Source organism: Peribacillus sp. Bi96, assembly GCF_918698115.1.
Taxonomy (GTDB): Bacteria; Bacillota; Bacilli; order Bacillales; family DSM-1321; genus Peribacillus.
The window spans coordinates 26,985-39,645 of sequence record NZ_CAKKLV010000026.1; the positions used below are offsets into that span (position 1 = coordinate 26,985).

13 protein-coding genes are annotated in these 12,661 nt (G+C 40.7%); all 13 read right to left on the reverse strand.

The genetic code is table 11. From position 1 onward, the window contains the following. Positions 1-3: 3 nt before the first annotated feature. The 13 genes from rplV to rpoC all read right to left on the reverse strand — a co-directional run bounded on the left by rplV (position 4) and on the right by rpoC (position 12,508). A complete protein-coding gene (gene rplV, locus LQ203_RS23055) occupies positions 4-345 on the reverse strand; it encodes a 50S ribosomal protein L22 (protein ID WP_061440384.1) in 342 nt (113 codons plus the stop codon). A gap of 17 nt (positions 346-362) precedes the next feature. Next, entirely contained in the window at positions 363-641 is a 279-nt protein-coding gene (gene rpsS, locus LQ203_RS23060) for a 30S ribosomal protein S19 (RefSeq protein ID WP_034305018.1), read from the reverse strand. 60 nt (positions 642-701) lie between these two features. After that, positions 702-1,532 carry a 50S ribosomal protein L2 gene (rplB, locus tag LQ203_RS23065; protein WP_057915218.1) on the reverse strand — a complete coding sequence of 277 codons (831 nt, stop codon included), beginning with the start codon at positions 1,530-1,532 and terminating at the stop codon, positions 702-704. A gap of 26 nt (positions 1,533-1,558) precedes the next feature. Further along, positions 1,559-1,843, reverse strand: a complete 285-nt coding sequence (gene rplW / locus LQ203_RS23070; protein ID WP_034305023.1) for a 50S ribosomal protein L23 — start codon at positions 1,841-1,843, stop codon at positions 1,559-1,561. Then, on the reverse strand, positions 1,843-2,466 hold the full coding sequence (gene rplD / locus LQ203_RS23075) for a 50S ribosomal protein L4 (RefSeq protein WP_230161708.1): 624 nt from the start codon (positions 2,464-2,466) through the stop codon (positions 1,843-1,845). Before rplD ends, rplW begins: the two co-directional genes overlap by 1 nt. A gap of 25 nt (positions 2,467-2,491) precedes the next feature. Then, positions 2,492-3,121, reverse strand: coding sequence for a 50S ribosomal protein L3 (gene rplC / locus LQ203_RS23080; RefSeq protein ID WP_076372869.1), 630 nt, complete (start codon positions 3,119-3,121; stop codon positions 2,492-2,494). A 40-nt stretch (positions 3,122-3,161) separates the two neighbouring features. Continuing rightward, positions 3,162-3,470: a 30S ribosomal protein S10 gene (rpsJ, locus tag LQ203_RS23085; RefSeq protein ID WP_019244375.1), complete on the reverse strand. Its 309-nt coding sequence runs from the start codon at positions 3,468-3,470 to the stop codon at positions 3,162-3,164. A 424-nt stretch (positions 3,471-3,894) separates the two neighbouring features. Continuing rightward, positions 3,895-5,082, reverse strand: a complete 1,188-nt coding sequence (tuf, locus tag LQ203_RS23090; RefSeq protein ID WP_230161710.1) for an elongation factor Tu — start codon at positions 5,080-5,082, stop codon at positions 3,895-3,897. A 121-nt stretch (positions 5,083-5,203) separates the two neighbouring features. Next, complete coding sequence (fusA, locus tag LQ203_RS23095; protein ID WP_230161712.1) at positions 5,204-7,282, reverse strand: elongation factor G; 2,079 nt, start codon at positions 7,280-7,282, stop codon at positions 5,204-5,206. Positions 7,283-7,326: 44 nt separating this feature from the next. Continuing rightward, a complete protein-coding gene (gene rpsG / locus LQ203_RS23100) occupies positions 7,327-7,797 on the reverse strand; it encodes a 30S ribosomal protein S7 (protein ID WP_230161714.1) in 471 nt (156 codons plus the stop codon). 41 nt (positions 7,798-7,838) lie between these two features. Beyond that, entirely contained in the window at positions 7,839-8,261 is a 423-nt protein-coding gene (gene rpsL, locus LQ203_RS23105; RefSeq protein ID WP_230161718.1) for a 30S ribosomal protein S12, read from the reverse strand. 104 nt (positions 8,262-8,365) lie between these two features. Next, entirely contained in the window at positions 8,366-8,614 is a 249-nt protein-coding gene (locus LQ203_RS23110; RefSeq protein WP_034305040.1) for a 50S ribosomal protein L7ae-like protein, read from the reverse strand. Positions 8,615-8,908: 294 nt separating this feature from the next. Beyond that, complete coding sequence (gene rpoC, locus LQ203_RS23115) at positions 8,909-12,508, reverse strand: DNA-directed RNA polymerase subunit beta' (RefSeq protein ID WP_230161720.1); 3,600 nt, start codon at positions 12,506-12,508, stop codon at positions 8,909-8,911. Between the last annotated feature and the right edge of the window lie 153 nt (positions 12,509-12,661).

Below are 12,661 nucleotides of genomic sequence, written 5' to 3' on the forward strand. Positions count from 1 at the left end.
AGATTACCCCTCCTTCTTTTCTGATACAACGATTGTAATATGACTAGTACGTTTGTTAATTGCACTCGCACGACCTTGAGCGCGTGGACGGAAACGTTTTAATGTTGGTCCTTCGTTAACGTATGCCTCTGAAACGACTAGGTTATTAATATCCATTTCGTAGTTATGTTCTGCATTTGCGATAGCAGATTTCAGAATTTTTTCTACGACTGGAGAAGCAGATTTTGGTGTTAAGCGAAGAATCGCTACTGCTTCACCTACTTGTTTTCCTCGAATTAAATCTGCGACTAAACGCACTTTACGAGGAGCAATACGAACTGTTCTAGCGACAGCTTTTGCTTGCATGAGATGCCCTCCTCTCATTAACGTCTTGTTTTCTTGTCATCACTTGCGTGACCTTTATAAGTGCGTGTAGGCGCGAATTCGCCTAGTTTGTGACCTACCATATCTTCAGTTACATAAACCGGCACATGCTTACGACCGTCATAAACAGCGATTGTATGTCCGATGAATTGCGGGAAGATTGTTGAGCGACGAGACCAAGTTTTTACTACCTGTTTCTTGTCAGCTTCATTTAATTTTTCAACTTTTACCAATAAATGATCATCAACAAAAGGCCCTTTTTTTAAGCTACGACCCATGCGAGTACCTCCCTTCGTGACTGTTCTACGGTTCTATATATGAACCGTAGGTCAATCCCGTTATTTTTTACGACGACGTACGATAAATTTATCGGATTTATTTTTCTTCTTACGAGTTTTGAATCCAAGAGTTGGTTTACCCCATGGAGACATTGGTGATTTACGTCCGATTGGAGCTTTACCTTCACCACCACCGTGTGGGTGATCATTCGGGTTCATTACTGATCCACGAACTGTTGGGCGTTTACCTAACCAACGGTTACGACCAGCTTTACCAATGTTGATAAGTTCATGTTGTTCATTACCAACTTGACCGATTGAAGCACGGCAAGTAGCAAGAATCATACGAACCTCACCTGAGTTTAAACGTACAAGTACATAACGACCTTCTTTACCAAGTACTTGAGCAGAAGTTCCTGCTGAACGGACTAATTGTCCACCTTTTCCTGGTTTAAGTTCGATGTTATGAATTACTGTACCAACTGGGATGTTAATAAGAGGAAGAGCGTTACCCACTTTAATGTCAGCTTCTGGACCTGACATGATCTCCAAACCTACTTCTAGGTTTTTCGGAGCTAGGATATAACGTTTTTCTCCATCAACGTAATTAATTAATGCAATGTTTGCAGAACGATTTGGATCGTACTCAATAGTAGCAACGCGTCCTGGTATACCATCTTTATTCCGTTTGAAATCGATGATACGGTATTGACGCTTGTGGCCGCCACCTTGATGACGAACTGTTAACTTACCTTGGTTATTACGGCCGCCTTTGCTGTGTAAAGGAGCAAGTAATGATTTTTCCGGTTTGTCTGTAGTAATCTCAGCAAAATCGGAAGTTGTCATATTACGTCGACCGTTAGAGGTAGGTTTATACTTCTTAATCGCCATTTGTATTTCCCTCCTTCTCTAATGAATTAAGCCTCGAATAGCTCGATTTCTTTGCTGTCAGCAGTTAATTTAACAATAGCTTTACGGCGCTTGTTAGTATAGCCTGCATGTTTGCCCATACGTTTAAATTTACCTTTGTAGTTCATGATGTTTACTTTCTCAACTTTAACGCCGAAAATTTCTTGAACAGCATCTTTAACTTGAGTTTTGTTAGCTCTAACATCAACTTCAAAAGTATATTTTTTTTCAGCCATTATGTCTGAAGAGCGTTCAGTGATTACGGGGCGCTTAATGATATCGCGTGCATCCATTATGCAAGCACCTCCTCTACTTTTTCGACAGCTGATTTAGTCAAGATCAATTTGTTGTGTGAAACAACATCAAGAACGTTAAGACCAACAGCTTCAACTACAGTAACACCAGGGATGTTACGTGCAGAAAGAGCAACTTTCTCATCTAAACCGTCAGTAACAACTAACGTTTTAGTATCGACAGAAAGATTTTTAAGTACTGCTACAAATTCTTTTGTTTTTGGAGCTTCGAAAGACAAGCTTTCAAGTACCATAATGTTCTCTTCCAATGCCTTTGCAGACAATGCAGATTTAATAGCTAAACGACGCACCTTTTTAGGTAGCTTGTAAGCGTAAGATCTTGGAGTTGGTCCAAAAACAACGCCACCGCCACGCCATTGTGGAGAACGGATAGAACCTTGACGCGCACGTCCAGTTCCTTTTTGTTTCCAAGGTTTACGTCCACCGCCTGCTACTTCAGAACGGTTTTTAACTTTATGAGTTCCTTGACGTAAGGAAGCTCTTTGCATAATGATCGCTTCAAATAATACATGATTATTAGGTTCGATACCAAAGATGGATTCATTTAGTTCGATGTCGCCAACTTGTGAACCTGTTTGGTTGAACAATGTAACTTTTGGCATTCTATTGCTCCTCCTTTCTCAGAAATTACTTTGCTTTAACAGCAGATTTAACTTTGATCAATGCTTTTCTAGCACCAGGTACATTACCTTTGATCAATAGTAGGTTGCGTTCAACATCAACTTTAACGATAGCTAAGTTTTGAACAGTGATTTGCTCTCCACCCATGCGTCCTGGTAATAGTTTACCTTTGAATACGCGGTTTGGAGCTACAGGACCCATTGAACCTGGGCGACGGTGGTAACGAGAACCATGAGACATCGGTCCGCGGGATTGTCCATGACGCTTGATAGAGCCTTGGAATCCTTTACCTTTTGAAATTCCTGATACATCTACTAAATCGCCTTCAGCGAAAATACTAACATTGACTTCTTGACCGATCTCATATTCAGTAAGATCCGTTCCGCGGAATTCGCGAATGAAGCGCTTAGGAGTAGTATTTGCTTTTTCAACATGGCCCTTTTCAGGTTTGTTAGAAAGCTTTTCACGTTTGTTTTCAAAACCAACTTGAACTGCTTCATAGCCATCAGTTTCAACAGTTTTCTTTTGAAGTACCACGTTGTTAGCAGCTTCGATAACTGTTACCGGGATAAGTTCACCGTTTTCAGCAAAAACTTGAGTCATACCGATTTTTCTTCCTAAGATTCCTTTGGTCATAAGTCACACCTCCTAGAGTAATTGTTCATATTTATATGAATTATAATTTGATTTCAATGTCAACGCCTGATGGTAAATCTAAACGCATCAATGAATCAACTGTTTGTGGAGTTGGATTAACGATATCGATTAGACGTTTATGCGTACGCATTTCGAATTGTTCACGAGAATCTTTGTATTTATGAACCGCACGTAGGATCGTGTATACCGATCTTTCAGTAGGTAATGGAATTGGACCAGATACAGCCGCACCAGAACGTTTTGCAGTTTCAACAATTTTCTCAGCAGATTGATCAAGAATTCTGTGATCATATGCTTTTAAACGGATACGAATTTTTTGTTTTGCCATAATTTTCCCTCCTTTTCGCCTATTTTAGAATAGACCTTCTCAATGGAAATTTCCCACACACTCGCCATGGCAAAGCGGCCGGGTGTGTCAGCAACCTTCCACATCATCGCAGTCAAAGACCAACATTGTCTATTATACATAAAACACAAGTAGAATGCAAGTTAAACTTAAACATTTCTTGTGCAACACACTTTTATTATTATACATACTATCACAAGTATTTACAAGTACATTCTACATGGTCTTTCATTTCCATTTTCTTCATTTGAGTAATAATCATCAATCTCTTTGAAATACGATGATTATTCTTAATTTATATTATAGAAGGAAAAGCCAAAAATCCTTTTAAAATAGAAAAAAAGCAGATGGCGTCCCATCTGCTTTTCCCGGAAGGCGTCCCTTCCAATATTCATTAAAGAATCAATTACGCTGTGATTGTAGCAACGACACCAGCGCCTACAGTACGTCCACCCTCACGGATAGAGAATTTAGTACCTTCTTCGATAGCGATTGGAGCGATAAGTTCTACAGTCATTTCAATGTTGTCTCCAGGCATAACCATTTCTACGCCTTCAGGAAGGTTACAAATACCAGTTACGTCAGTTGTACGGAAGTAGAACTGAGGACGGTAGTTTGTAAAGAATGGAGTGTGACGTCCACCTTCTTCTTTAGAAAGAACATAAACTTCAGCTTTGAAACTTGTGTGCGGAGTAATTGTACCTGGCTTAGCAAGTACTTGTCCACGTTGGATATCTTCACGGGATACACCACGAAGTAGTGCACCGATGTTGTCTCCAGCTTCTGCGTAGTCAAGAAGCTTACGGAACATTTCAACACCTGTTACAGTTGTTGGTTTAGACTCTTCGTTGAAACCGATGATGTCAACAACGTCACCAACTTTAACTTGTCCACGCTCAACACGACCTGTAGCAACTGTACCACGACCAGTAATAGAGAATACATCCTCAACTGGCATCATGAATGGTTTGTCAGTGTCACGAGTTGGTTCTGGGATATACTCGTCAACAGCTGTCATTAATTCATGAATTTTTTCTTCCCAAGCAGCTTCTCCTTGAAGAGCTTTTAGTGCAGATCCTTTGATAACTGGAATGTCATCGCCAGGGAAATCGTATTCAGATAGAAGATCACGGATTTCCATTTCTACTAATTCAAGAAGTTCTTCGTCATCAACCATGTCGCATTTGTTCATGAATACTACTAGGAATGGTACACCTACTTGACGAGAAAGAAGGATGTGCTCACGAGTTTGTGGCATTGGGCCATCAGCAGCAGATACTACTAAGATTCCGCCGTCCATTTGTGCAGCACCAGTGATCATGTTTTTAACATAGTCAGCATGTCCTGGGCAGTCAACGTGTGCATAGTGACGAGTAGCTGTTTCGTACTCAACATGTGCTGTAGAGATTGTGATACCACGTTCTCTTTCTTCTGGAGCACCATCAATTTGGTCATAAGCGCGAGCTTCTGCTCCACCTGTTTTAGCAAGTACTGTTGTGATTGCAGCAGTTAGAGTTGTTTTACCATGGTCAACGTGACCAATTGTTCCAACGTTAACGTGCGGTTTTGAACGATCAAATTTAGCTTTTCCCATTAGGAATTCCTCCTTAAAATTATAAATAATAGATTAAGTATATAAGGGCTGTGAAGGAAGACTAATTCTTACATCACAGCTTACATAAGATAGTTATACTTTAATAAGAGATGAAAATCAATTATTCACCTTTATTTTTTTTGATGATTTCTTCAGAAATGCTCTTAGGTACTTCTTCATAATGATCGAAGTGCATAGAGAATGTTCCGCGTCCTTGTGTGTTAGAACGTAGAGATGTAGCATATCCGAACATTTCAGATAGTGGAACCATGGATTTAACCATTTGCGTGTTACCGCGAGCTTCCATACCTTCTACACGACCACGACGAGATGTGATATCTCCCATGATGTCGCCTAGATAATCTTCAGGGATTACAACTTCCACTTTCATGATTGGTTCAAGGATAACCGGTTTACATTTAGAAGCAGCATTTTTAAGTGCCATTGATGCAGCAATTTTAAATGCCATTTCATTGGAGTCAACGTCATGGTAAGAACCGTCAAATAATTTTGCTTTAATGTCGACTAGTGGGTAACCAGCAAGTACACCACGGTCAAGTGAATCAACTAATCCAGCTTGTACAGCAGGGATATATTCACGTGGTACTACACCACCGACGATAGCATTTTCAAATTCGAATCCTTTACCCTCTTCGTTTGGACCAAATTCAATCCATACGTGTCCGAATTGTCCACGACCACCAGATTGGCGAACGAATTTACCTTCAACTTTAGCTGAACCACGGAAAGTTTCACGGTATGCTACTTGAGGAGCACCAACGTTTGCTTCCACTTTGAATTCGCGACGCATACGGTCAACAAGGATGTCCAAGTGAAGCTCACCCATACCAGCGATGATCGTTTGACCAGTTTCTTGGTCAGTATGCGCACGGAATGTTGGATCTTCATCTTGTAGCTTTTGTAAAGCTTGACCCATTTTGTCTTGGTCTGCTTTTGATTTCGGTTCAACAGAAAGTGAGATAACTGGCTCTGGGAATACCATGGATTCAAGAATTACTTGGTTCTTGTCGTCACATAGAGTATCACCAGTTGTAGTATCTTTCAAACCAACAGCAGCTGCGATATCCCCTGCGTATACAGTAGATATTTCTTCACGGCTGTTTGCATGCATTTGAAGGATACGTCCAATACGTTCACGCTTTCCTTTAGTCGAGTTAATTACATATGATCCTGATTCTAATGTACCTGAGTACACGCGGAAGAATGTAAGTTTACCAACGTAAGGGTCAGTCATAACTTTAAACGCTAAAGCTGAGAACGGTTCAGAATCATCTGAATGGCGTTCTACTTCATCTTCTGTATCCGGTAGAGTACCTTTAATAGCCGGCACGTCTAATGGAGATGGAAGGAAGTCGATAACGTTATCAAGCATTAATTGAACACCTTTGTTTTTGAAAGCTGATCCACAGATAACTGGGAAGAATTCAACGTTAACAGTCGCTGTACGAATAGCTGCTCTTAATTCAGCAATGCTGATTTCTTCGCCGCCAAGGTATTTTTCCATTAAGTCTTCATTAACTTCTGCTACTGCTTCGATTAACTTTTCACGGTACTCTTCAGCTAGCTCGCGATGCTCGTCAGGAATTTCACCAACAGTGATATCAGTTCCTAGATCATTGGCATAGAAATGAGCTTTCATTTCAATAAGGTCAATGATTGCAGAGAATTGATCCTCAGCGCCGATTGGCAACTGAACTGGGTGAGCATTAGCTTGCAGGCGGTCGTGGATTGTTCCTACTGAGTAAAGGAAATCCGCACCGATTTTGTCCATTTTATTAACGAATACGACACGCGGTACACCGTAAGTTGTAGCTTGGCGCCAAACTGTTTCAGTTTGGGGCTCAACACCTGATTGGGCATCAAGTACAGCTACAGCTCCATCAAGTACACGCAATGAACGTTCAACTTCAACTGTGAAGTCTACGTGTCCTGGTGTATCGATGATGTTTACACGGTGACCTTTCCACTGTGCAGTTGTTGCAGCGGATGTGATCGTGATTCCGCGTTCTTGTTCCTGTTCCATCCAGTCCATTTGTGAAGCACCTTCGTGTGTTTCACCAATTTTATGGATTTTACCAGTGTAATATAGAACACGTTCTGTTGTTGTCGTTTTACCAGCATCGATGTGAGCCATGATACCGATATTACGAGTGTTTGCTAAGGAGAACTCTCTTGCCATTTGTCTTTCTCCTTCCTTTTATAAGGATTTTATAGTGATATATTTTACCAGCGATAATGAGCGAATGCTTTATTAGCTTCAGCCATTTTGTGTGTATCTTCACGTTTCTTAACTGCTGCTCCAGTATTGTTAGCAGCGTCCATGATTTCATAAGCTAAACGCTCTTCCATCGTTTTTTCTCCACGAAGACGAGAGTATTTCACTAACCAACGAAGTCCTAAAGTCGATTTGCGGTCTGGACGCACCTCAACTGGTACTTGGTAGTTAGCTCCACCTACACGGCGTGCTTTTACTTCTAATACAGGCATGATGTTTTTAAGTGCTTGATCGAAAACTTCGATTGATTCATTGCCAGTACGTTCTTTGATTAACTCAAATGCAGAGTAAAGAATTTTTTGTGATTTACCTCTTTGTCCATCAACCATTAATTTGTTGATTAAGCGAGTCACAAGTTTAGAATTATAAATCGGATCTGGTAATACGTCTCTTTTCGTTACAGGTCCTTTACGAGGCATTATATTTCCTCCTTTCAAGAAAGTTTAATTTTTGTTTGATATTATTTTTTTGCTGCTTTCGGACGCTTAGTACCGTATTTAGAACGGCTTTGCATACGATTGTTAACTCCAGCAGTATCAAGAGCACCACGTACGATATGATAACGTACCCCTGGTAAATCCTTTACACGACCGCCACGGATAAGAACCACGCTGTGTTCTTGTAGGTTGTGACCGATACCTGGGATATAAGCTGTTACCTCGATACCGTTTGTTAAACGTACACGCGCATATTTACGTAACGCGGAGTTTGGTTTTTTCGGTGTCATAGTACCCACACGAGTGCAAACACCACGTTTTTGCGGAGATGATACGTTAGTTTGTGCTTTTTTAAAGCTGTTGTAGCCTTTGTTAAGTGCTGGAGATTTTGATTTAACCTCTTTAGACTCGCGTCCTTTACGCACTAATTGATTAATAGTAGGCATTACATTTTTCCTCCCTTCACGTTTTCATTTCTAGTACCACACATCCAGGTGGTTCATAAATGGGTAAAAACAAAGTCTTTGCAAATTATATTGCAAAAACATTTTTACTTTTTAATGGCAACAGTTGCTGCTCCGACATCAATACCACATGCTTTGCCAAGCATTCTCATCGAATCAACATATGTGATAGGAACATCCAATTCTTTAGCGGTCTCAACGACACGCCCAGTCAAGTATATATCTGCATCATCAGCGATGATAACTTCTTGAATTAAATTGTTTTTAAGAGCTCTAACTGCTTGTTTCGTCCCTATAATCACTGACTTTGCCTGTATTACTTTTTCATAAGACATGGTCCATATCCTCCAAAGTTACAGGGTAACATAGGAGCACCTTTGCTATAGTATCATTATTAGTCGGATACTGTCAACTTCTTTCAAAAAATTTATTTTAGCAAAAGGTTTTCCTTACACAATTCTATTAAGATTTACATCTTACCTTCAGGAAATAATAACCGTTCCTCAATCGGAATTAGTCATTTGTAAATAATAAGAAGAGAGACCAACTCAATAAATCCTGATCCATCACTGCACTGGAATATAGGAGTGATGATTTCAGTTTCAATTATTGAGCTGGTCCTTTTTCCCTTAGTCCACTGTTACTGTATCGGCAGTTTCGTCACCAACAACAACAGGGTTTGCTTTTCTGTATCGAAGCATTCCTGTTCCTGCAGGGACAAGTTTACCGATGATGACATTTTCTTTAAGTCCAAGCAACTCATCACGTTTTCCTTTTATTGCTGCATCAGTCAAGACTCTAGTTGTTTCTTGGAATGACGCGGCAGACAAGAACGAATCCGTTTCTAGAGATGCTTTTGTAATACCGAGTAATACAGGGCGTCCTGTAGCTGGTAATTTGCTAGTCAGCAATGCATCTGTGTTTGCAGTGGTGAACTGGTTAACATCCAATAATGTACCTGGAAGCACTTCCGTTTCACCCGCATCAAGTACACGGACTTTACGCATCATTTGTCTAACCATTACCTCGATGTGTTTATCGCCGATTTCAACCCCTTGCATCCGGTATACTTTTTGCACTTCATGTAACAGGTATTCCTGAACAGTAAGTACATCTGTAACTTTCAACAATTCTTTCGGGTCGATGGAACCCTCTGTTAACTCTTCACCACGACGGACAGGAGTATCAACAGTAACTCTTAAGCGCGCTGTGTACGGTGCAGTATATGTGCGTGACTCAACTGCTCCTTGAACAACGATTTCCTGTTGTTTATCACGAATTTCATTAATCGATACAACCGTACCTTCGATTTCTGAAATGACAGCTTGACCTTTAGGGTTCCTTGCTTCAAATATTTCTTGGATACGAGGAAGACCTTGAGTGATATCGTCCCCAGCAACCCCACCAGTATGGAATGTACGCATCGTTAACTGTGTACCAGGTTCTCCGATTGATTGAGCGGCAATAATACCAACTGCTTCGCCCACTTCAACTTCTTGACCTGTAGCCAAGTTACGTCCATAACATTTTTTACATACACCATGGCTGGTGTTACATGTAAAGGCAGAACGAATCCATGCTGTTTCAATTCCAAGTGATTCAATATAATTAGCAAGATCTTCAGTAATAAGATCATTTTCAGCCACAATTACTTCATTTGTTTCTGGATGTTTGATCGCTTTTCTTGCATAACGGCCTACTAGGCGTTCTTCAAGATGCTCGATTATTTCAGTACCCTCTCTCAAGGCTGAAATTTTCAAGCCGCGGTCCGTTCCACAATCGTCATCACGGATGATGACATCTTGGGCAACGTCAACAAGTCGACGAGTAAGGTAACCGGAATCGGCTGTTTTAAGTGCTGTATCGGCAAGACCTTTACGCGCACCATGTGTGGAGATAAAGTACTCCAACACTGTTAAACCTTCACGGAAACTTGATTTGATCGGTAATTCAATGATCCGTCCAGCCGGGTTGGCCATCAATCCACGCATACCCGCAAGCTGCGTAAAGTTAGATGCATTACCACGGGCACCGGAGTCACTCATCATGAATATTGGGTTGCGTCTGTCCAGTGAGTCCATAAGTTTAGATTGAATGGTATCCTTGGCAGCACTCCAAATTGAAATAACACGATCATAACGCTCATCCTCTGTAATTAGACCACGTCTGAATTGTTTTAAGACGTTATCCACTTTAGTTTGAGCCTCAGAAATGATTCCTTGTTTTTCTTTTAAAACGACAATATCAGCCACACCAACGGTAATACCAGCTTTTGTCGAATATTTGAATCCAAGATCTTTCATCCGGTCAAGCATTTTGGACGTTTCAGTAATTTTAAAACGTTTAAAGACTTCCGCAATGATATTTCCAAGAATTTGTTTCTTGAATGGATCAATAGCTGGTTGAGCTTTAATCAATTCAGGGATATTAGCGCCCTTTTCCACAAAATATTTCTCCGGAGTTTTTGTTTCCAAGTTATATCGTGTCGGTTCGTTAATATACGGGAATGATTTAGGTAAAATTTCATTGAAAATCAATTTACCAACAGTCGTAATAAGAAGTTGGCCGTTTTGTTCTTCAGTGAATGTTTCATTATTTAGTGACGATGCATGTACGGCACAACGGGAATGTAAGTGTACATATCCGTTTTGGTATGCAAGTAATGCTTCACTAGTATCTTTAAAGATCATACCCTCACCGATAGCGCCTTCTCTTTCCAACGTTAAGTAATAGTTACCTAATACCATATCTTGAGAAGGTGTAACGACAGGTTTACCATCTTTCGGATTCAAAATGTTCTGTGCTGCAAGCATAAGCATGCGTGCTTCGGCTTGAGCTTCAGAAGATAGAGGAACATGGACCGCCATTTGGTCACCATCAAAGTCAGCGTTATACGCTGTACATACGAGTGGGTGCAAACGAATTGCGCGACCTTCAACCAAAGTTGGTTCAAATGCTTGGATACCAAGTCTATGAAGAGTCGGTGCACGGTTCAATAGTACTGGATGTTCTCTAATCACTTCTTCCAGGACATCCCATATTTCAGGAGATAAACGTTCAATTTTACGCTTAGCAGATTTGATGTTATGCGCTAGACCTCTTTGAACGAGTTCCTTCATAACGAATGGTTTGAATAATTCAATCGCCATTTCTTTCGGAAGACCACATTGGTACATCTTTAAGTTTGGTCCAACTACGATAACGGAACGGCCAGAATAATCAACACGTTTACCAAGAAGGTTTTGACGGAAACGACCTTGTTTACCTTTTAACATATGAGATAAAGATTTTAACGGACGGTTACCTGGTCCAGTTACAGGACGGCCACGACGGCCATTATCGATAAGAGCATCGACAGCTTCCTGAAGCATACGTTTCTCATTTTGAACGATAATGCTTGGTGCTCCAAGGTCCAGTAATCTTTTCAACCGATTATTACGGTTAATAACACGGCGATATAAATCATTTAAATCAGATGTGGCAAAACGGCCGCCATCAAGTTGTACCATTGGACGAAGTTCCGGTGGAATGACCGGAAGCACGTCAAGGATCATCCATGAAGGCTCATTACCTGAGTTACGGAATGCTTCAAGAACTTCCAAGCGTTTGATTGCACGGGTCCTGCGTTGTCCTTGAGCTGTTTTAAGCTCCTCTTTCAACGACTCTACTTCTTTTTCCGTATCAATATCTTGTAAAAGTTTTTTAATAGCTTCCGCACCCATCGCAGCTTGGAACTTCTTACCGTATTTTTCACGGTATGTACGATATTCCTTTTCGGAAAGAAGTTGTTTCTTTTCTAAAGTTGTATCGCCCGTTTCAGTTACTACGTAAGATGCAAAGTAAATAACTTCTTCCAATGCACGTGGAGACATATCAAGAACAAGTCCCATACGGCTAGGGATTCCTTTGAAATACCATATGTGTGAAACTGGGGCTGCCAGCTCAATATGACCCATACGTTCACGACGTACCTTAGCCCGAGTGACTTCAACGCCACAACGGTCACATACTACGCCTTTATAACGAACACGTTTATATTTTCCACAATGACATTCCCAGTCCTTTTGAGGTCCAAAAATTCTCTCACAGAATAAACCGTCTTTTTCTGGCTTTAGCGTACGATAGTTGATTGTTTCTGGTTTTTTAACTTCTCCATGTGACCAAGAACGAATCTTGTCTGGTGAAGCAAGACCAATTTTCATATACTCAAAATTATTAACGTCTAACAAGGGGCCTACCTCCCTTTTAATCTCCAGGTTTAACCCTTGATTGCCGTCTTAGTATCAGGCAATCTACACCGGATGATGGTTGATTGAATCAATAAGGCTCTAACAAGGCAGCAGGATATTCAAAGAAACATCTTGCTGCCAGTCAGAGCGGAA